We start from the raw sequence: 19830 nt of genomic DNA on the forward strand, positions 1-19830 counted from the left end.
CCCGCGTTCGGCGTGGCTGTCGTCGACGCGGACGCACTAGTCTTCGACTATGGCTCCCAAAAACCTGTCCCGCCTGTTCCTGGAATGGCCCGTGGTGCGGCAGTTGCGGTCCGGTGACGTGTTGGGCCGCGGTCCGGCGGTGACCTCCAAGCAGACCCGGGCGCTCACCCCGCGCACCGCCACGGCCGACCGGGTGGTGCAGAGCGTGTGCCCGTACTGCGCGGTCGGTTGCGGGCAACGGGTCTACGTCAAGGACGAGCGAGTCGTCCAGATCGAAGGCGACCCGGATTCGCCGGTTTCCCGCGGCCGGCTCTGCCCGAAGGGTTCGGCCAGCGAACAATTGGTGAACTCGCCGGGGCGGCAGACCAAGATGTTGTATCGGCCGCCCCGGGCCACCGAGTGGCAGTCACTGGACGTGGACACCGCTATCGACATGGTGGCCGACCGGTTCATCGAAGCGCGCCGCCACGCCTGGCAGGACATCGACAAGAAGGGCCACCCCCTGCGGCGCACCATGAAAATCGCGGCGTTGGGCGGGGCCACGCTGGACAACGAAGAGAACTACGTCATCAAGAAACTCTTCACCGCCGCGGGCGCCATACAGATCGAGAACCAAGCGCGTATTTGACACAGCTCCACGGTTCCCGGTCTGGGAACCTCCTTCGGGCGCGGCGGCGCCACTCAATCACTGCAAGACATGGCCAACGCGGACTGCATCGTCATCCAGGGCTCCAACATGGCCGAGTGTCACCCCGTCGGCTTCCAGTGGGTGGAGGAAGCTAAAGCCCGCGGCGCCAAGGTCATTCACGTCGACCCGCGCTTCACCCGTACGTCGGCGGTGTCCGACAAGCACATCGGGATCCGGGCCGGGTCGGACGTGGTGCTGCTCGGTGCGTTGATCAACTACGTGATCACCCACGACCTGTGGTTCGCCGACTACGTCATCGCCTACACCAACGCCGCCACGCTGATCAACGAGAAGTACCGCGACACAGAGGATTTGAACGGGCTGTTCTCCGGGTTCGATCCCGAAACGGGCCACTACGACCCCTCGACGTGGGCCTATGCCGAACACGAATCAGACGACGAACACGGCGCGAGTGCTTCGGCGCGCGCCGCAGGGGATGATCATGGCAGCGGCGGCCCCCCGCTGCGGCATGCCCACGTGCAACGCGACGAGACGCTGCAGCATCCGCGCACCGTGTTCCAGATCCTCAAGCGGCATTACGCCCGCTACACACCGGAGATGGTGCGCGACGTCTGCGGCATCAGCATCGAGGATTTCACCTACCTGGCGCGCGCGGTGACCGAGAATTCGGGACGCGAACGGACCACCTGTTTCGCCTATGCCGTGGGCTGGACCCAGCACACGCTGGGTGCTCAATTCATCCGCGCCGCAACGATTCTGCAGCTGCTGCTGGGCAACATCGGCCGTCCGGGCGGCGGCATCATGGCGCTGCGCGGCCACGCCACCATCCAGGGCTCCACCGACATCCCGACACTGTTCAACCTCCTGCCCGGCTATCTGCCGATGCCCAAAGCCGGCAGTCACGACACCTTCCGCGACTACGTCGAGGCGGTCGGACCCAAACAGCAGAAGGGTTTCTGGGCCGACGCCGACAGGTACCTGGTCAGCCTGCTCAAGGCGTGGTGGGGGGAGGCCGCCCGCGAGGACAACGACTGGGCCTACGACTACCTGCCGCGGCTGTCGGGTCCGCACGGTACCTATCAGACCGTGATGGCGATGCTCGACGACGAAGTCGACGGGTACTTCCTGCTGGGCCAGAACCCGGCCGTCGGATCCGCGCACGGCCGGATGCAGCGGATGGGTATGTCGCACCTGAAATGGTTGGTGGTGCGCGACCTCAACCTCATCGAGTCGGCCACGTTCTGGAAGGACGGCCCGGAGATCGCGTCGGGCGAGCTGAACACCGAGGACATCGAGACCGAGGTGTTCTTCTTCCCGGCGGCGACGCACGTCGAGAAGGCCGGCTCGTTCACCCAGACCCAACGCATGGTGCAGTGGCGGCATCAGGCCGTCAACCCGCCCGGGGACTGCCAGAGCGAGCTGCAGTTCTTCGTCGAGTTGGGTCACCGGATCCGCCGGCGCCTCGCCGGTTCGACCGACCCACGCGACCGGCCATTGCTCGATCTGACTTGGGACTATCCCGTCGACGAGCACGGCGAGCCGGACTCGGAGGCGGTGCTCGCCGAGATCAACGGCTGCCACCTCGCCGGCCCCGACGCCGGCCGACCTGTGTCCGGCTATCCCGAATTGCGGGCCGACGGCACGACGTCGTGTGGGTGCTGGATCTACGCCGGGGTGTACGCCGAGGGCGTGAATATGGCCGCGCGCCGCGCGCCGCTGGGCGGACCGAGCCCGAGCCAGTCCGAGTGGGGTTGGGCGTGGCCCGCCGACCGGCGCATCCTCTACAACCGTGCCTCGGCCGACCCCGACGGCAGGCCGTGGAGTGAGCGCAAGCGTTACATCTGGTGGGACGAGCAACGGGGTCGCTGGGTCGGCGACGACGTTCCCGACTTTCCCGAAGACCGCCCACCGCACGCTCGGCCCGACCCGGACGTCGGCGGGCCGGATGCGTTGGCCGGCGACGATCCGTTCATCATGCAGGCCGACGGGAAGGCCTGGCTGTTCGCGCCCAAGGGCCTGGTGGACGGACCGCTGCCCACCCACTACGAACCGCAGGAGTCCCCCGTCGCCAACCTGCTCTACCCGCAACAGCAGAATCCGTCACGGATCATGTTCCCGCGCAAGGACAATCTGTGGGCGCCCAGCGCGGGGGAGCCCGGCGTCGACGTCTACCCGTTCGTCTTCACCACCTACCGGCTCACCGAACACCACACCGCCGGCGGCATGAGCCGCTGGCTGCCGTACCTGTCCGAGTTGCAACCGGAGATGTTCTGCGAGGTCTCACCGGAACTGGCCGCCGAACGCGGTATCGAACCGTACGGGTGGGCCACCATCATCTCGCCGCGCGCGGCGATTGAGGCCAAAGTGCTTGTGACAGAACGAATGTCACCGCTGGTGATCGGCGGGCAGACCATCCACCAGATCGGCCTGCCCTATCACTGGGGCGTCGGGGGTGACGCCGTCGTCAGCGGGGACGCGGCCAACGATCTGCTGGGTGTCACGCTGGACCCGAACGTGCAGATCCAGGAATCGAAGGCGGGGTCCTGTGACATCCGGCCCGGTCGCCGACCCCAGGGTGAGGCATTGCTGCGGCTCATCGAGGAATACCAGTCGCGCGCGGGGGTAACCGTCGAGACGGACAATAGGCGCGTCACCGACGCCGAGAGGGAGGGCTGATGGGCCAGCTGGCCGGGCCGACCGATCCCACCGCGGACGCGAGATGGCCGCAACCTCAGCCACGCAAGGGTTTCTTCACCGACACTTCGATCTGCATCGGCTGCAAAGCATGTGAGGTGGCCTGCAAAGAGTGGAACCGCAATCCGCTCGACGGCGACCTGCAGATACTCGGGTCGTCCTACGACAACACCGGCCAGCTGGGTGCCAGCACCTGGCGGCACGTCGCGTTCGTCGAGCAGGGGCGCGAGCGCATCGAACAGGCCCGCGAATCCGGGCGTGCGCTGGTCGATTTGGGGATGCCCGGGGTCGCGGGACGTCCGGACACCAGCCCGCCGGACACTCCGGAGTTTCGCTGGTTGATGGCGTCCGACGTGTGCAAGCACTGCACGCACGCCGGGTGCCTGGACGTCTGCCCGACGGGTGCGCTGTTCCGCACCGAGTTCGGCACCGTCGTCGTGCAGCACGACGTCTGCAACGGGTGCGGCACGTGTGTGGCCGGGTGTCCGTTCGGCGTGGTCGAACGCCGCAGCGACGGCACCTACGCCACACCGGTCAAACGCTCCGAGCAGCCGGGGCACGAGTTCGTCACCGGTGTCGCCCAGAAGTGCACCCTGTGTTACGACCGATTGCTCGAGGACCAGACACCGGCGTGCGCGCAAGCCTGCCCGACGACCTCGATCAAGTACGGCGATCACGACGATCTCGTCGCCCAGGCCCGCGAACGCGTCGCCAAACTGCACGCGCAGGGACTCACCGAAGCCCGCCTGTACGGCGCCAACGAGCACGACGGGGTGGGCGGCATAGGGTCGGTCTTCCTGTTGCTGGACGAGCCGGAGGTCTACGGGCTGCCGCCCGATCCGCGGGTGTGCACGACGGACCTGGTGACCATGTTCAAGCGCGCTGGCCTCGCCGGAGCGGGCATGGTCGCCGCGGCGGCTTGGGCATTCCTCGGGGGGCGCCGGTGACGACGTCGGAGTTCGACAGTCTGCGTCCGCCCGAACCCGCCCGCGGCCCGAAGCGTCGCCGTCGGGGTAACCGGCGCCGCCGCGACGAGTCGCTGATGGTGCCGGAGGCGGAGTTCAGCAGTTACTACGGACGCCCGGTGGTCAAGCCGGCGCCGTGGGGCCACGAGGTGGCGGCCTACCTGTTCCTGGGCGGTCTGGCCGGAGGTTCGGGCTTGCTGGCCGCGGGTGCGCAGCTCACCGGGCGGCCGTTGCTGCGGCGCAATACCCGGCTGTCCGCTCTGGCGGCGGTGGTGCTGAGCGCGGGTGCTCTGGTGTACGACCTGGGCCGGCCGGAGCGGTTCGTCAACATGTTGCGGACCATCAAGCTGACGTCCCCGATGAGCGTCGGCTCGTGGATTCTCAGCGCCTTCAGCGCCGGTATCGGCGTTGCCTCGGTGTCGGAACTGGATCGGCTGACGGGGTCGCGGTTGCCGCTGGGTGTGTTGCGTCCGGTGCTGCGGGCGGTGGAGGGGCCGGCCGGTCTGGAGGCCGCGGTGTTTGCCGCGCCCTTGGCGGCTTACACCGCGGTGCTGCTGTCCGACACCGCGACCCCGACCTGGAACGCGGCTTACAAGGATCTGCCGTTCGTGTTCGTCAGTTCGGCGAGCATGGCCGCGTCCGGATTGGCGATGATCACCACGCCGGTCGCCGAGGCCGGCCCGGCGCGGCGGCTCGCCGTCATCGGTGCGATCGGCGATCTGGTCTCCGCCCGGGTCACCGAGCACCGGATGGACCCGGTGACCACTGAACCGCTGCACCACGGCACGCCCGGGTGGATGCTGCCGTGGAGCGAAAGGCTCGCTATCGCAGGCGGTTTGGCCGCTTTGCTCGGTGGACGGCACCGCGGCGTCGCCGTGTTGTCTGGCCTTGCCCTCATGACAGCGTCGGCTTTCATGCGGTTCGGCTTCTTCGAGGCGGGCAAGGCGTCGGCGCGCGATCCGCGCTACACCATCGAGCCGCAGAAGCGGCGGCTGGCGGCGCGGCGCGCGGCGGGTATCACCGACGACTCGATCACGACGGCCGGTTAGCGGATCTGGATCCCCGGTTCCGTGACGGTGTGCCCGATCACCGCATAGCCGGGCACTTCGCCGACCACCAGCAGCCCACCGGAGGTCTGCGCATCGGCCAGCAGCAGCAGGTCGTCCTCGGGCACGTCGTGACGTAGGTGTGGCCGCACCCAGTCCAGGTTGCGTCGGGTGCCGCCGGAGACGAACCCGTCCCGCAGTGCCGCGCGGGCGGCCTCGAGCACCGGCACAGCCGCGCGGTCGACGACCGCACCCACGTTCGAGGCCCGGCACATCTTGTGCAGGTGACCGAGCAGCCCGAATCCGGTGACGTCGGTGGCCGCCTTTGCACCCGCCGCGGCGGCGGCTGCGGCGGCGTCCCGGTTGAGCTGAGTCATTGTTGCGACGGCTTCGGCGCAGACCTCGCCGGTCTGTTTGTGCCGGTTGTTGAGCAGGCCGGTGCCCAGCGGTTTGGTGAGGGTGAGCGGCAGACCTGGTTCGGCCGCGTCGTTGCGCAGCAGCTTGGTCGGGTCGGCGACGCCGGTGACGGCCATGCCGTATTTCGGTTCCGGGTCGTCGATCGAGTGCCCGCCGATCACCGGGCAGCCGGCTTCCGATGCCACCGCCAACCCGCCGCGCAGCACCTCGGTCATCAGCTCGAGCGGGAGTTTGTCGCGCGGCCAGCCGACCAGGTTGATGGCGACGACCGGGCGGCCGCCCATCGCGTAGATGTCCGACAACGCGTTCGCGGCGGCGATCCGGCCCCAGTCGTAGGCGTCGTCGACGACCGGGGTGAAGAAGTCCGCGGTGGACAGCACCGCGAGGTCGCCGACCAGCACCGCGGCGGCATCGTCGCCGTCGTCGAGACCGACCAGCACGTTGTCGCCGTGCTGGCCGACCAGACCGCGCACCGCTTCTTCGAGCTCGCCGGGCGGGATCTTGCAGGCACAGCCGCCGCCGTGGGCGTACCCGGTGAGCCGCGTCATGGGGCGAGCGTACGCGGGGGGCGGGTGGCTGCCGGGTTGGTCCGCGAGGTCCCCGGCTGGACGGCCCGATTGTCCGACTAAGTTCACCGGTGGAGGCGTTTGGGTTCCTGGTGGTCCCCCCGGTCTTCAAAACCGGTGAGATCGAGTATCTCGGTCTGGCGGGTTCGATTCCCGTCCGCCTCCGCGTACGGCCCTACCACGGAAGCAGGGACGAGCAGTGACGCAAGCGGACCCGCGCCGGGCGATTCCCCGCACGGATCAGTTGCTTGCCCTGCCCGCCGTGCAGGAGTCACGAAATCGGCTCGGCGACAACGTTGTTCGCGCGATTGTGCGCGAGCTGCAGGACCGCGCCCGCCGCGGTGACCTACCGCCCGATCAGGTGCAGGACGCCCTCGCGGCAGCGCTGGAAAGCCACCGGACCACCTCGCTGCGCCCGGTGCTCAACGCCACCGGCGTCGTCGTCCACACCAACCTCGGACGCGCACCACTGTCGGAAGGCGCGGTCGAGGCGCTGGTCGCGGCCAGCGGCTACGTCGACGTCGAACTCGACCTGGGCACCGGCACCCGGTCCAAGCGCGGCGTCGGCGTCCGCCAGGCGCTGCGCCACGCCTGCCCGGCCGCCGAGGACGCGCTCGTCGTCAACAACGGCGCCGCCGCGTTGGTACTGGCCACCACGGCATTGTCCACCGGCCGCGAGGTGGTCGTCAGCCGCGGTGAGCTGATCGAGATCGGCGCCGGCTTCCGGTTGCCCGACCTGATCGCCTCCACCGGCGCCCGGCTGCGTGAAGTCGGCACCACCAACCGCACGCATCTGCACGACTACCAGACCGCGATCGGACCCGACACCGGCTGCGTGCTCAAAGTGCATCAGAGCAACTTCCGGGTGGACGGGTTCACCGCCGCCACGCCGCTCACGGAGTTGCGAAAGTTGGCCGACGCCAACCAGATTCCGCTGATCGCCGATCTCGGCAGCGGCCTGCTGCAACCCGACCCGCTGCTACCCGACGAGCCCGACGCCGCCAGCGCGCTGTCCGAGGGCGCCGACGTCGTCACCGCCAGCGGCGACAAACTGCTCGGCGGCCCGCAGGCCGGCATCATCCTGGGTCGCGCTGAGATTCTCGGCCGCCTCGCGCGGCATCCGCTGGCGCGCGCCGTCCGCGCCGACAAGCTCACGTTGGCCGCCCTGGAAGCCACCGTCCGTGCGGGTGACTCGCCGGTGACGCAGGCATTGCACGCCGACCGTGAACGGTTGCGGAGCCGCACCGAAACGCTCGCCGCCGCAGTGGGAGCGACCGTCGTCGCGCACGACGGACGCGTCGGCGGCGGGGGAGCACCCGGGGTGCCGCTGCCGGGATGGGCAGTGCGCCTACCGGAGTCGACGGCCGCCGCGTTGCGCGCTGGCGACCCCGCTGTGCTGCCCCGGGTGCATGACGGGGCCTGCCTGCTGGACCTGCGCTGCATCCCCGAAGCCGACGACGGTCGCTTGCTTGCCGCGGTACGTACGGCGTTGGGTGCACAACGCTGAACACGACGCACGTGGTGGCCACCGCCGGCCACGTCGACCACGGCAAGAGCACCCTCATCCACGCGCTCACCGGCATGGAGCCCGACCGGTGGGAGGAGGAACGCCGCCGCGGCCTGACGATCGACCTCGGATTCGCCTGGACCACGTTGCCGTCGGGTCGACGAGTCGCGTTCGTCGACGTGCCCGGTCACCACCGGTTCCTCGGCAACACACTGGCCGGACTCGGACCGGCCCCAGTGGTCTGCTTCGTCGTGGCCGCCGACGAAGGATGGCAGGCGCAGTCCAGTGACCACCGCGATGCCGTTGCGGCACTGGATATTCGACACGGACTCATCGTCGTCACCCGTGCCGACCGGGCACCGGACCAAGGCGCCGAAGCTCTGGCGCAGGCCCGCGCGGAGCTGGCCGACACCGGTCTGCGCAACGCGCCGTCAGTCGTCGTCTCGGCGACAGCGGGCACCGGTCTGAGCGACCTGCGTGCTGCCCTGGACGATGTCCTGGCACACGTTCCCGCTCCGCCGACCGGCGCCCGGTTGCGGCTGTGGGTCGACCGGTCGTTCACCATCACCGGTGCCGGCACAGTGGTGACCGGAACCCTGTCGGCGGGCTCGCTGGCCGTCGGTGACCGACTCGAACTCCTCGGCAGCTCACGCGGCCGGGACGTGACGATCCGCGGACTGCAGAGCTGCGGCGAAGCGCATCCGAGGCTGGGTCCGGTGACCCGGGCAGCGCTGAACCTGCGCGGCGTCGCTCGCGACTCCGTCCGTCGCGGGGATGCGCTGGTCACTCCCGGCAGGTGGCCGAGCACCCGGACGCTCGACATTCGCCGCACCACCGGCGGGCCGTTCACCGACGCACCCGCGCAGCTCGTCGTCCATGTGGGCACCGCGGCCGTGCCCGCGCGGCTGCGGCCGTTCGACGACGAGCACGCCCGCCTCACCCTGGACCGCCGGTTGCCGTTGGTGTTGGGTGACCGCCTGGTGTTGCGTGATCCGGGCAGTGCCCGGGTGCTGGGTGGATCTCAGGTGCTCGACGCCGAACCGCCCGCGCTCCGGCGGCGCGGCGACAGCGCCCTGCGCGCCGCGGCGCTGAACGGGTTGGACGCTGCCGGCGACGTCGGCCACGAGGTGGCGCGTCGGGGAGCGGTGCGGGCCAGCCACCTACGGCGGCTCGGGCTGTCGCCTGCCGCGGTCCCGGAACAGGTTCGCGTAATCGATGATTGGTGGATACACACCCCGACATATGACGTTTGGCAGCAGCGGTTGCGGGCGGCGATTCAGGATTTGGCCGCACGAGATCCACTGGCCGACGGCATCTCTCGGGGTGCGGCGGCCGATCTGCTGGCGTTGCCGGACGAGGCCCTCGTCGATGCCGTCGCCCGCGACGCGGGTCTGGAACAGCACGCCGGCCACTTCAGAGCGCCAGGCGCTCGCACCGACCTCGGCGTTGCAGAAACCGCGATCACCGAATTGGAAACCCGGCTCCGGGCCGAACCGTTCCGGGCCCCGGAAGCTCACGAACTGCAAGCACTGACGCTCGGCATCCGTGAATTGGCAGCCGCCGAGCGCGCCGGAAGGGTGCTGCGGTTGCGTGACGGCATCGTGCTGCTGCCCAGCGCGCCCGCGCTGGCGATGCGGCAACTCGCCCAGCTCGATCAACCCTTCACCACAAGCCAAGCGCGACAAGCACTTAACACCACCAGACGTGTCGCGATACCGCTGCTGGAACATCTCGACGCCCGCGGCTGGACCCGCCGAGTCGACGACGGCCACCGCGAAGTCGTGCGTTAGCGGCGATACGCGGCTTAGCCAAACCGTTCGAAGAGCGCGGCGCCCTCGACGTCAAAGACAAGGACGTCATGCGCACCTGGCACCGGGCTGGTCGGCGGCAGAGTTAAATGCCGGCAGCGTCGGCGATTTCGCGTGCCCTGCGTACCCGTGCGTCGATCCAGCTGGTATCGGGAGTGCCCGCCGACGCCTTGTTCAGGGGATGGTCCAGCGCGCGGCGCATCACACCTTCGGCGATGATCGCCAGTTTCCACAGCCCCAGTGCGTGCCAGTACTGCAACGCACTCGAATCACGCCCCGTCGCTTCGAGATACAGCCGGGTCATCTCCGCGCGGTCGGGAAAACCCCGCAGGGTCGACGGCGCGTAGTCACCCTGCAACGCTTCACCCGGCTCCGCCCAGTAGGTGAGCAGTGAACCCATGTCGGCCAACGGATCTCCCAGGGTGGACAACTCCCAGTCCAGGGTCGCCACGATCTCCCCGGTCTCCGGCGAAGTGATGAGGTTGCGCAGGTGAAAATCGCCGTGGACCAGGCTGATTTCGCGTTGTTCGGGTGCGGCGGCAGTGAGTCGACGGGTGAGGTCGTCGAGTTCCGGCAGATCCCGCGTCTTGGACAACTCCCATTGGCCCGTCCAGCGTTTGATCTGGCGTTGCGCATACGGCTTATGGCTGGCCAGGTCCGCCAATCCCACTTCGGCGAGGTCGACGGCGTGAATCCTGGTCAGCGTGCGCGGCAGGTCCACCGCGATCTGATGACGCTGCTGCGGGGTCAGCGCCTCGGCGACCTTCATCGTGTCGACGACCAACCCGTCGACGAACTCCATCAGCACCAGCGGCGCGTCGCAGAACTCGGGATCGGTTGTGGTGGCAAGGATTTGAGGTACGGGCACATCGGTGTCGGCCAGGGCTGCGATGATGCGTGCTTCCCGCAGGACGTCGTGTGCTGACGCCAACAAGTGACCCAGCGGCGGGCGGCGCAGCACCCAGGCGCGCCCGGCGGCGTCCTCGACGCGATACGTCAGATTCGACTGACCCAGGCCGATCCGCTGGAACTGCAGAGGCATCTCGAACTCGATGCCCAGCGTGGTGAACCAGCGTGCGACGGCGTCGGGGTCGAGTCCCGCGGTCTTTGCTCCGGGGGTCATGACGGTGCCTCTGCGCGGTACTTGCGCAATTCCTGGCTGGCGATGGCGCGCTTGTGCACCTCGTCGGGCCCGTCGGCCAGCCGCAGCGTGCGCAGATGCGCCCACGCCATCGCCAGCGGAAAGTCGTCGGTGACACCGCCGCCGCCATGCACCTGGATGGCGCGGTCGACGATCTTCAATGCGATGTTGGGTGCGGCTACTTTGATCGCGGCGATCTCGGTGCGGGCCTCTTTGTTTCCCACGGTGTCCATCAGGTAGGCGGCCTTCAGGGTGAGCAATCGGATCATCTCGATGTCGATGCGGGCCTCGGCGATCCAGTCCCGGATGTTGGCATTGTCGCTGATCGGCTTCCCGAAGGTGACGCGGGATTGGGCCCTCCTGCACAACAGCTCCAGCGCGCGTTCGGCCATCCCGATGGCGCGCATGCAGTGATGGATGCGTCCGGGTCCCAGCCGGGCCTGGCTGATCGCAAACCCCTCACCCTCACCCTTGAGGACATCTTTGACGGGCACTCGCACGTCGACGAAGTCGATCTCGGCATGTCCCTCGCGGTCCTGGTAGCCGAAGACCGAGAGATTGCGCCGAACAGTGAGCCCGGGCGCGTCGATCGGCACCACCATCATCGACTGCTGGCGGTGCGGGGCGGCATCCGGATCGGTCTTACCCATCACGATCAGCACCTTGCAGTTGCGGTGCATGCCGTTGGAGGCGAACCACTTTCGACCGTTCAGAAGATAGTCGTCACCGTCGCGGACCATCGACATCTCGACGTTGGTCGCATCTGAGCTCGCGACCGCCGGCTCAGTCATCGCGAAGGCCGACCGGATCGTGCCGTCCAGCAGCGGCTTGAGGTAGCGCTCCTGGTGCTCTCCGGTGCCGAACAGCGTCAGCACCTCCATGTTGCCGGTGTCCGGAGCGCTGCAGTTGCACGCCTCGGATGCCAAATGGCTACGGCCCATGATCTCGGCCAGCGGCGCGTACTCGAGATTTGTCAGTCCGGGACCCCACTCGGGGTGCGGGTGAAACAGGTTCCACAGACCGCGTTTTCGCGCCTCGGTCTTGAGATCCTCGAGGATGGGGGGGTGATAGTGCGGATCACCGGCGTCCCGCATCTGCTGGTCGTAAACCGCCTCGGCCGGGTAGACATGCGAATCCATGAACTCGAGCAGATCGGTTTGATATTGCCGGGCGCGATCGGAGATGTCGAACAGGGACATGAGGACCTCGGCCATCTAGGGAGACGGTGTGTTCTTCCCTTCCTACACCGTGCGCCCCTAATGGATGATGACGCCGCGAATGTTCTTGCCGTCGCGCAGATCCTGGTAGCTCTGGTTGACCACCTGGTCGTCACTAGTTCGTCGAGCTTCAGCCACGGATGGTCTTTTCGGTGCGGGTGAGCATCGCGCCGGAGACTATCCTTGATTCGGGCGGCACTCTGTTACCGGATGGATCGGGAGCTAATTTGTCATGATGCAGCCGTTTCCCGGGACTTCTATTGCACGTTTTCTGTCAACAGCATCGCCGGTTCATCGGGGGTTGTTTGCGCTCTCGAGCGCACAACGGGCGTGGACGTTAGCCGAAGACGTCCTACACGGCGTGCAAAGTGAGGACCGGGAAGTTCTGCTCGGTGCACTCGATACATGCTGGTCTGTGCGCGACACACGGGATGTATCCACTCTGACCTCGTTGCTTCCGCCTCTCATGGCACGCCTCGTAGACGAGGACGACGAGTCCTACGGTTTTTATAACTCTGTCGTGAATGATGCGCTCACTTCAACGATTTACTCTATTCGCGCCTGGGAGGACTCGACTGAGTCGCGTTCAAGCGCGCGATATGCGGCAGAAACTTTTTACAATCTGGTGGACATGCTCCTTCATCGCGACGAAGTCCGATATGTCAAAAACCTTGCTGCTGAGCCGATGATGCATGATGCGGCCGAGTGCATCGAGCGGGATACGACGAGCGTGGGTAATATCAGGGGACCAAAAGACAGTGCTTACTATCGCGACCTATGCATCGCTGATGGCCATCACATTGCGCGACTTGCCAGCGACAACTGAACTCCGCCGCCACTCGCGAGCCATTCCGAGAGTTGGCTGCTGCCTTCGCAGCAAGGCATGGGGTGCGATACCAGCGTGGAGTCGGACCGCGGGCTACTTCCGACGGCGAGCATTCGCTGGTGCCGTTTCATGCTTGCGTGTGAACCGTTGGCGTTCATTGTGAAACTACGGCGTTCAGAGTGAGCTCAGGGCGGGATTTCGGCCAGATCCGCACCCAGGCTTCACGCCCAACGCCCAGGCTTCACACCCGACGCCCAGGCTTCACGCCCAACGCCCAGGCTTCACACCCGACTATCTCGACCGCGGGCTACTTCCGACGGCGAGCATTCGCTGGTGCCGTTTCATGCTTGCGTGTGAACCGTTGGCGTTCATTGTGAAACTACGGCGTTGAGAGTGAGCTCAGGGTGGGATTTCGGCCAGATCCGCACCCAGGCTTCACGTCCAACGCCCAGGCTTCACGCCCAACGCCCAGGCTTCACACCCAACGCCCAGGCTTCACGCCCGACTATCTCGACCGGCGTGCCGCATACGTCTGGAGATAGGCGGTCAACAAACGACGCACCTCAGCCAGCACCGCTTCGTCACCGGCGGGAGACCCCCGAAAGGCGACGTCGAACAGTCGGTTGCCGGCCTCGAAGGCCAACTGCACGACAAGCTGAGGTGTGTCGGCGCGAACCAACTTCCGGTCGATCAGATAGCTCCAGAACTGCTTGGCCTGGAACTCGTCGAATTGCAGCGCCAGTTCGCTCAGCGTCGGGGTCCGACCGGCGAACCACAGTTGCAGGAAGTCGGGGTGCTCGCGGAAGTAGGCGAGGTAGGGATCGACGACGGCGTCGACGGCGTCGCCCAGGGTGCGCACCTTCGAATTGCCCACCGAGGCGGAGATCTGCGCATCGAGTTCGCGCAGATGACGTTGCACCAGCGCGGCGTCGACCTGATGCCGGTCCGAAAAGTAGTGGTACAGCGAGGCGGTCGGGATGCCGGCACGCTCGCCGATCGCCTTCAGCGTCGCGGCTTCGTAGCCGTGCTCGCCGAGCAGAAACTCGGCCGCATCGAGGATCGCCTGCACGCGTTCGATCCCGCGGCGCTGCACCACGGCCGGGCGGGCGGAATCATCGAACACGAGTCGAGATCGTATCAGCCGCCGATGGCTCGGCTCAATCATGTTGTGCGGTAACCGTGTTCGACAAAGACTCGACTCGTGCATTGACAACCGCTCATCGCAAACCTTAAAGTCGATTACGAATCGAGTTTGAGAAACTAGGAGCATGCCATGCTAGTCACCCAGCAAATGAAGCACGACCTGGCCACCGACGGCGCCATCGTCGTCCGCGGTCTGTTTCCGCCCGAACAACTGCAGCGGGTACGGGAGTGCTTCGATTACGGCATCGCGCACCCGGGACAGGCCAGCAAGGTCTACGAGGGAACCGACGACGAACACTTCAACGAGTACGGCAACCCCGCCAACATCGAGCAGTACCTGGCGCTCATCAAGGAACTCGAACTCGAAGAATTCGTTGCGTCCCTGTGGGATTCGCAGAACGTCTGGTTCCTCGGCGAGGAACTGTTCATCAAGTCCGGCGGCAAGGCCGGCCGCTCACCCTGGCATCAGGACACCGCCTACATGCCGGCCAACGGCCCCCACCTGCTCAACATCTGGATCAGCTTCGAGCGGATCCCGAAGGAGAACTCACTGGAGTTCGTGCGCGGCTCGCACCGCGGCGTCGAATACGACGGTACGTCCTACCTCGATCCGACAGATCCCACCGCGCCGGTCTGGGGTGCGGAGCACTTCCCCCGGCTGCCTGACATCGAGACCGAGCGCAAGCAGGACCCGACGTCCTGGGACGTCATCTCGTGGGACATCGAACCGGGCGATGCGCTGGTGTTCCACTCCGGAAGTCTGCACGGCGGCGCTCCGGTGTCGCCGGCCTGCCCGGTCCGTCACACCCTGGTGCTCAGGTTCTTCGGCGACAAGTTGTTCTACCGGCCGCTGCCGGAGAAGCGGGCCAATTTCGCGGCCGATCCGAGTTCCCTCAACGACCCGTCGCTGGTCGCGGGAGATCCCTACCACCCCAACTACTTTGCCCAACTGCGCTGAGTGAGGACCAAGCCATGAAGCAAATCATTCCGGAGTGGATGAAGCCGCTCTACGACACCCATCATTTCGCGCCCGCGCTGATCGACGGCGAGCACCTGCGGTGCTCGGGAATGATCGGGCTGCGACCGGATCTCAGCGTTCCGGAAGACCCGGCGGCACAGTTCACTCAGGCCTTCGAGAACCTGCGCGGACTTCTCGACGAGGCCGGTCTGACATTCGCCGACGTGACGGAGATCAACTCTTACCATGTCGGATTGCAGACGCACATAACGACTTTCACGACGGTCAAGGACGAGTTCATAGTCGCACCCTATCCGGCGTGGACGGCGGTCGGCGTCACCGAACTCGCCGTTCCCGGCGCGCTGGTGGAGATTCAGTTGACTGCGCGGATAACGCGGTAGCGGGCCGAGTTCCATTGCGCCGCGGTAGCGGAGGGGGCGGCGCACCAGTCCCCAGATCGGCGACGCGGGTCTGGAAGGGCGGCGGTGCGGGACGGCCTCGGGCACCGGCGCGTATTGCGTCATTGAGCGCCTGCTTGAACGACACGCCACGCTCCCGCATCAGTTGCTGCACCACGACGACCGTGTCGTCGTCCAGAGTTACGGTCGTGCGCATTGTGACAACATAGCGTCACCCCCAATGACAGCATGCTGTCATTGAGGGGCGTGGCCGCGAACGTGACGTGGCTGCGATTTTCCGTTCAAAATTTCGCAGTGGCGTCACGCTCGCGGCCAAGCCCGAGGGCGCGGCCAAGCTTGAAGCGCCGCCAAGCCTGAGGGCGCGGCCAAGCCCGAAGACGTGGCCAAGCCGGGAGCCAAGCCAAGCTCGCCAGGGCGCGGCGTTACTCCCGCGCGTCGTCCAGCGCGTCGTTGAGTGTCTTGCTCGGCCGCATCACCGCCGCGGTCTTCTCCGCATCCGGGTAGTAGTAGCCGCCGATGTCGGCTTCGCTGCCCTGCGCCTCGTTGAGCTCGGACACGATCTTTTCTTCGTTCTTGGCGAACACGTCGGCGAGCTTGCCGAAGTGCTCCTTCAGTTCTTCGTCGTCGTCCTGATTGGCTAGTTCCTGCGCCCAGTACAGCGCGAGGTAGAACTGGCTGCCCCGGTTGTCGAGCTCGCCGGTCTTGCGCGACGGACTCTTGTTGTTCTCCAGCAGTTTGCCGATCGCCTGATCCAGAGTCTTGCCCAGGATCTTGGCCCTCGCGTTGTCCGTCTTGATCCCGATGTCCTCGAAGCAGGCGCCCAGCGCGAGGAACTCGCCGAGTGAATCCCAGCGCAGGTGGTTCTCCTCCTTGAGCTGGTGCACGTGCTTGGGCGCCGAACCGCCTGCGCCGGTTTCGTACAGTCCGCCGCCCTTCATCAGCGGCACGATGGACAGCATCTTCGCGCTGGTGCCGAGCTCCAGGATCGGGAACAGGTCGGTCAGGTAGTCGCGCAGGATGTTGCCGGTGGCGGCGATGGTGTCCAGGCCGCGGATCAGGCGCTCGAGGGTGTACCGCATGGAACGCACCTGCGACATGATCTGAATGTCCAGACCTTCGGTGTCGTGATCCTTCAGATAGGTGTTGACCTTATTGATCAGCTCGTTCTCGTGCGGGCGGTACGGGTCGAGCCAGAACAGCACCGGCATGCCCGAGTTGCGTGCCCGGTTGACGGCCAGTTTGACCCAGTCCCGAATCGGTTCGTCCCGCACGATGGGCATCCGCCAGATGTCGCCTTCCTCGACGTTCTGGGTGAGCAGCACTTCACCCGATTCGAGATCGACGATGTCGGCCACCCCGTCCTCGGGGATCTCGAATGTCTTGTCGTGCGAGCCGTATTCCTCGGCGCGCTGGGCCATCAGACCGACGTTGGGCACGGTGCCCATCGTGGTGGGATCGAACTGGCCGTTGGTCTTACAGAAGTTGATGATCTCTTGGTAGATGCGGGAGAACGTGGATTCAGGGTTGACGGCCTTGGTGTCCTTCTGCCGCCCGTCGGCGCCGTACATCTTGCCGCCGGCGCGGATCATCGCGGGCATCGAAGCGTCGACGATCACGTCGCTGGGGGAATGGAAGTTCGAGATCCCCTTGGCCGAATCGACCATCGCCAACTCGGGGCGGTGTTCGTGGCAGGCGTGCAGGTCCCGGATGATCTCGTCGTGCAGGGACGCCGGCAGTGACTCGATCTTGTCGTAGAGGTCGGTCAGCCCGTTGTTGACGTTGACGCCCAGCTCGTCGAACAGCTCTTGGTGCTTGGCGAAGGCGTCCTTGTAGAAGATGCGCACCGCATGCCCGAACACGATCGGGTGGCTGACCTTCATCATCGTCGCCTTGACGTGCAGCGAGAACATCACACCGGTTTTGTGCGCGTCCTCCATCTCCTCTTCGTAGAACTCGATCAGAGCCTTCTTGCTCATGAACATGCTGTCGATGATGTCGCCCTCGAGCAGCTCGACTTTCGGCTTGAGCTCGATGGTCTCCCCGCTCTTGGTATTCAGCACCATCTTCACGTTGCGCGCCCGGTCCAGCGTCATCGACTTCTCGCCGTGATAGAAGTCGCCGTGCTTCATGGTCGCGACGTGGGTGCGGGAGGCCTGTGACCACTCGCCCATGCTGTGCGGGTGCCTGCGCGCGTACTCCTTGACCGCCTTGGGCGCACGCCGATCCGAGTTGCCTTCCCGCAGAACGGGATTGACCGCGCTACCCAGGACGTTGGCGTAACGCTGCCGAATCTCCTTCTCCTCGTCGGTCTTCGGGTTGCCGGGGAAGTCCGGAATGTTGTAGCCCTTGTTCTGCAGTTCTTTGATTGCCGCGACCAGCTGCGGCACCGAGGCACTGATGTTGGGCAACTTGATGATGTTGGTGTCCGGATCCTGGGTGAGTTTGCCCAGCTCTGCCAGGTTGTCGGGCACGCGCTGATCTTCGTCGAGTTCGTCCGGGAACTGGGCGAGGATCCGGGCCGCGACCGAGATGTCACTGGTCTTGATCTTGATGCCGGCCGGCTCGGCGAAGGCCCGCACTATCGGCAGGAAAGCGTAGGTCGCCAGCAAAGGCGCCTCGTCGGTCAGCGTGTAGATGATGGTCGGCTGCTCGGCGCTCATGCGTAGTCTCCCGGCGTCAGTGTCGGTCGGATTGTGGAGGGCTCAGTTCTTCGTCAGCCACACCAGCGACCCTAACGTACGGGGCCGATCGGGGTTCGGGTCAGACGCTGCGACGTCACCTGGCTGACAGTCTCTGAACGGCCAGTTCGCGGAGCTCACCGGCCTTGATCTTGGCGTTCCCGGTGACCGCCACTTCGTCCTCACGGAAGAACAGCACGTGACGCGGCACCTTGTAGCTGGCCAACCGCTGCCGCAGGAACACCAACAGCTCTTCGGTGTCGATGGTCGCTCCGTCGTGCGGGACGACGCAGGAGACGACGAGCTCGCCGAGCTTGTCGTGCGGGACGCCGACCGTCTGCGCAACCCGGACCCCGGAGTGCGCGATGAGCGCCTCGTCCACCTCGCGTGGCGAGACGTTGGCCCCGCCGGTCTTGATGATGTCGGTGAGCCGGCCCTGCCAGAAGAGCCGGCCGTCGTCGTCGAGGTAGCCGCCGTCGCCGGTGGGGAAGAAGCCCTCCGAGTCCAGCGTTTCGGCCAGCGGGATGCCGATATAGCCGAGCATCAGCGTGGGTCCCTTGACGCCGATCTCGCCGGGCTCCCCGCGCGCAACGATCTGCCCGGTGAGCGGGTCGGTGATCTTCAGGGTCACCCCGGACAACGGCACCCCGAAACTGTCCCGATGGACATCGGGCGGGGTGTTGGCCGGGTAACCCGTTGTGATGGTGAATGTTTCGGTGTTGCCGTAGGCGTGGCCCGGCTCGTACCACTCGCCGGAGACCGTTGGATGATGCGCGATCGGGGTCTTGAAGTCCGCGAACCTGACGCAGCTCAGGTCCACCTCGTTCCAGTTCGGTGCGCCCTCCAATTGGGCCCATTGGTGCGGCCAGGCGAACGGGAAGTTCACCCGCTCGGCCTGCATCAACTCGAGCGCTCCGGCGGCGTCGAAGGTGGACTGCAGGACGAGGGATCCGCCGCTGGCCAGTGTCGAGCCGAGCACCATCGCGAAGTTGCCGGACCAGAAGAAGCCGTTGGCGGTCCAGCCCCGGACGCGGTCGTCGGGGGTGAAGCGGTACATGCGGCGGAACCGCCACAGCTGGATCGAGACCCCGCGGTGGGAGCTGAGGATTCCCTTGGGCTTGCTTGTCGAGCCCGACGAGAAGAACAGCACCGCCGCATCGCTGGGCAGCACCGCCGCGGCTGTCGCCTCGACGACTTCGCGGGGCTCGTCGTAGCCGGCGGCCAAGAACTCATCCCATGTCTCGATGCCGGGCGCCGCGTCGCCCACCGCCGCGATGCGGCGCAGGAACGGATACTTCGCCGATTGCAGCGGGCCCGCAACGCCGATCGCCGGCTCCAGCTCGACCAGAGTCGCCGCGAAGTCCTTGGTCAGCACCCGGCGCTCGAGGAGCAGCACCGAAACCGAGGAGGCCCGCAGCAGATAGTCGAGTTCGGCCGGCGTGGAGAAGGTGCTGAGGGTGACCGCCACCCCGCCGGCCAGCGCCGTCCCGAATACCGCGGCAAGCCATTCGGGCCTATTGGTCATCAACACCCCGACCCGGGCGTCCTTACCCAGTCCGCACCCGCGCAGCGCCTGCGCTACCTCGACCGCCCGTTCCCACAATTGCGTATACGTCCACCGGGTGACGTCGTCGCCGGCGTGCCAGACCAGCGCCTCGCGTTCGCCGTAGGCCTGCGTGACCTCGCGCAGAAATCCCGGCAGCGTCAACGTCCCGAGCCCGGGCTCCTCGGACAGCGGCGGCCCGGAGACGAGCGAAAGATTGTGCGCCGCTGGCGGTTCCGTATCGTCAACCATG

Annotated in this window: 15 protein-coding genes and 1 tRNA gene; 9 read left to right on the plus strand and 7 right to left on the minus strand. The window is 66.4% G+C overall.

The features are described 5' to 3' along the window. Window positions 1-49: 49 nt before the first annotated feature. Genes fdh through nrfD form a run of 3 tightly spaced genes read left to right on the plus strand, consistent with a single transcriptional unit; the run spans window position 50 to window position 5357 of the window. Entirely contained in the window at window positions 50-3325 is a 3276-nt protein-coding gene (gene fdh, locus AC5Y4D_RS01865) for a formate dehydrogenase (protein WP_500036193.1), read from the plus strand. Next, on the plus strand, window positions 3325-4290 hold the full coding sequence (locus AC5Y4D_RS01870; protein WP_499943754.1) for a 4Fe-4S dicluster domain-containing protein: 966 nt from the start codon (window positions 3325-3327) through the stop codon (window positions 4288-4290). Before fdh ends, AC5Y4D_RS01870 begins: the two co-directional genes overlap by 1 nt. Continuing rightward, the gene (nrfD, locus tag AC5Y4D_RS01875; protein WP_499943755.1) at window positions 4287-5357 is read left to right on the plus strand and encodes an NrfD/PsrC family molybdoenzyme membrane anchor subunit; all 1071 of its coding nucleotides are present in this window, start codon (window positions 4287-4289) and stop codon (window positions 5355-5357) included. The genes AC5Y4D_RS01870 and nrfD overlap by 4 nt, the downstream gene beginning before the upstream one ends. On the opposite strand, the gene selD is transcribed toward nrfD, so the two are convergent. Beyond that, window positions 5354-6319 (minus strand): selenide, water dikinase SelD, encoded by a 966-nt coding sequence (gene selD, locus AC5Y4D_RS01880; protein WP_499943757.1) that lies wholly within the window; start codon window positions 6317-6319, stop codon window positions 5354-5356. The genes nrfD and selD overlap by 4 nt on opposite strands. Window positions 6320-6410: 91 nt before the next feature. On the opposite strand from selD, the gene AC5Y4D_RS01885 reads away from it, so the two are divergent. From AC5Y4D_RS01885 to selB, 3 genes are all read left to right on the plus strand, one after another. Beyond that, window positions 6411-6504 (plus strand) — tRNA-Sec (locus AC5Y4D_RS01885). A gap of 32 nt (window positions 6505-6536) precedes the next feature. Beyond that, on the plus strand, window positions 6537-7844 hold the full coding sequence (selA, locus tag AC5Y4D_RS01890) for an L-seryl-tRNA(Sec) selenium transferase (RefSeq protein WP_500036194.1): 1308 nt from the start codon (window positions 6537-6539) through the stop codon (window positions 7842-7844). A gap of 14 nt (window positions 7845-7858) precedes the next feature. After that, window positions 7859-9634 (plus strand): selenocysteine-specific translation elongation factor, encoded by a 1776-nt coding sequence (gene selB, locus AC5Y4D_RS01895; protein WP_500036195.1) that lies wholly within the window; start codon window positions 7859-7861, stop codon window positions 9632-9634. Between the two features lie 103 nt (window positions 9635-9737). On the opposite strand, the gene AC5Y4D_RS01900 is transcribed toward selB, so the two are convergent. Then, window positions 9738-10775 carry a phosphotransferase family protein gene (locus tag AC5Y4D_RS01900; protein WP_500036196.1) on the minus strand — a complete coding sequence of 346 codons (1038 nt, stop codon included), beginning with the start codon at window positions 10773-10775 and terminating at the stop codon, window positions 9738-9740. Then, window positions 10772-11992 carry an acyl-CoA dehydrogenase family protein gene (locus AC5Y4D_RS01905; RefSeq protein WP_500036292.1) on the minus strand — a complete coding sequence of 407 codons (1221 nt, stop codon included), beginning with the start codon at window positions 11990-11992 and terminating at the stop codon, window positions 10772-10774. The genes AC5Y4D_RS01900 and AC5Y4D_RS01905 overlap by 4 nt, the downstream gene beginning before the upstream one ends. 253 nt (window positions 11993-12245) lie before the next feature. On the opposite strand from AC5Y4D_RS01905, the gene AC5Y4D_RS01910 reads away from it, so the two are divergent. Next, on the plus strand, window positions 12246-12836 hold the full coding sequence (locus AC5Y4D_RS01910) for a hypothetical protein (RefSeq protein ID WP_500036197.1): 591 nt from the start codon (window positions 12246-12248) through the stop codon (window positions 12834-12836). A gap of 505 nt (window positions 12837-13341) precedes the next feature. Here AC5Y4D_RS01910 and AC5Y4D_RS01915 read toward each other — a convergent pair. Continuing rightward, window positions 13342-13959, minus strand: a complete 618-nt coding sequence (locus AC5Y4D_RS01915) for a TetR/AcrR family transcriptional regulator (protein WP_499943762.1) — start codon at window positions 13957-13959, stop codon at window positions 13342-13344. A gap of 150 nt (window positions 13960-14109) precedes the next feature. Here AC5Y4D_RS01915 and AC5Y4D_RS01920 point away from each other — a divergent pair, with 150 nt between their 5' ends. Together AC5Y4D_RS01920 and AC5Y4D_RS01925 are read left to right on the plus strand one after the other, a co-directional pair. Then, window positions 14110-14937 carry a phytanoyl-CoA dioxygenase family protein gene (locus AC5Y4D_RS01920; protein ID WP_499943763.1) on the plus strand — a complete coding sequence of 276 codons (828 nt, stop codon included), beginning with the start codon at window positions 14110-14112 and terminating at the stop codon, window positions 14935-14937. 14 nt (window positions 14938-14951) lie between these two features. Further along, window positions 14952-15338 carry a RidA family protein gene (locus AC5Y4D_RS01925; RefSeq protein WP_499943764.1) on the plus strand — a complete coding sequence of 129 codons (387 nt, stop codon included), beginning with the start codon at window positions 14952-14954 and terminating at the stop codon, window positions 15336-15338. Here AC5Y4D_RS01925 and AC5Y4D_RS01930 read toward each other — a convergent pair. The 3 genes from AC5Y4D_RS01930 to AC5Y4D_RS01940 all read right to left on the minus strand — a co-directional run bounded on the left by AC5Y4D_RS01930 (window position 15274) and on the right by AC5Y4D_RS01940 (window position 19829). Next, window positions 15274-15552: a ribbon-helix-helix domain-containing protein gene (locus AC5Y4D_RS01930; RefSeq protein ID WP_499943765.1), complete on the minus strand. Its 279-nt coding sequence runs from the start codon at window positions 15550-15552 to the stop codon at window positions 15274-15276. The genes AC5Y4D_RS01925 and AC5Y4D_RS01930 overlap by 65 nt on opposite strands. 226 nt (window positions 15553-15778) lie before the next feature. Then, window positions 15779-18016, minus strand: a complete 2238-nt coding sequence (locus AC5Y4D_RS01935; protein ID WP_499943766.1) for an NADP-dependent isocitrate dehydrogenase — start codon at window positions 18014-18016, stop codon at window positions 15779-15781. Between the two features lie 115 nt (window positions 18017-18131). Further along, the gene (locus AC5Y4D_RS01940) at window positions 18132-19829 is read right to left on the minus strand and encodes a class I adenylate-forming enzyme family protein (RefSeq protein ID WP_499943767.1); all 1698 of its coding nucleotides are present in this window, start codon (window positions 19827-19829) and stop codon (window positions 18132-18134) included. Between the last annotated feature and the right edge of the window lies 1 nt (window position 19830).

Source organism: Mycobacterium sp. NGS67, from assembly GCF_059812185.1.

Coding starts and splice junctions, on each gene's coding strand:
- AC5Y4D_RS01870 (WP_499943754.1), top strand. CDS start 3,325: ATGGGCCAGCTGGCCGGGCCGACCGATCCCACCGCGGACGCGAGATGG.
- selD (WP_499943757.1), bottom strand. CDS start 6,319: ATGACGCGGCTCACCGGGTACGCCCACGGCGGCGGCTGTGCCTGCAAG.
- AC5Y4D_RS01900 (WP_500036196.1), bottom strand. CDS start 10,775: ATGACCCCCGGAGCAAAGACCGCGGGACTCGACCCCGACGCCGTCGCA.
- AC5Y4D_RS01905 (WP_500036292.1), bottom strand. CDS start 11,992: ATGTCCCTGTTCGACATCTCCGATCGCGCCCGGCAATATCAAACCGAT.
- AC5Y4D_RS01910 (WP_500036197.1), top strand. CDS start 12,246: ATGCAGCCGTTTCCCGGGACTTCTATTGCACGTTTTCTGTCAACAGCA.
- AC5Y4D_RS01920 (WP_499943763.1), top strand. CDS start 14,110: ATGCTAGTCACCCAGCAAATGAAGCACGACCTGGCCACCGACGGCGCC.
- AC5Y4D_RS01925 (WP_499943764.1), top strand. CDS start 14,952: ATGAAGCAAATCATTCCGGAGTGGATGAAGCCGCTCTACGACACCCAT.
- AC5Y4D_RS01930 (WP_499943765.1), bottom strand. CDS start 15,552: ATGCGCACGACCGTAACTCTGGACGACGACACGGTCGTCGTGGTGCAG.
- AC5Y4D_RS01935 (WP_499943766.1), bottom strand. CDS start 18,016: ATGAGCGCCGAGCAGCCGACCATCATCTACACGCTGACCGACGAGGCG.
- AC5Y4D_RS01940 (WP_499943767.1), bottom strand. CDS start 19,829: ATGGTTGACGATACGGAACCGCCAGCGGCGCACAATCTTTCGCTCGTC.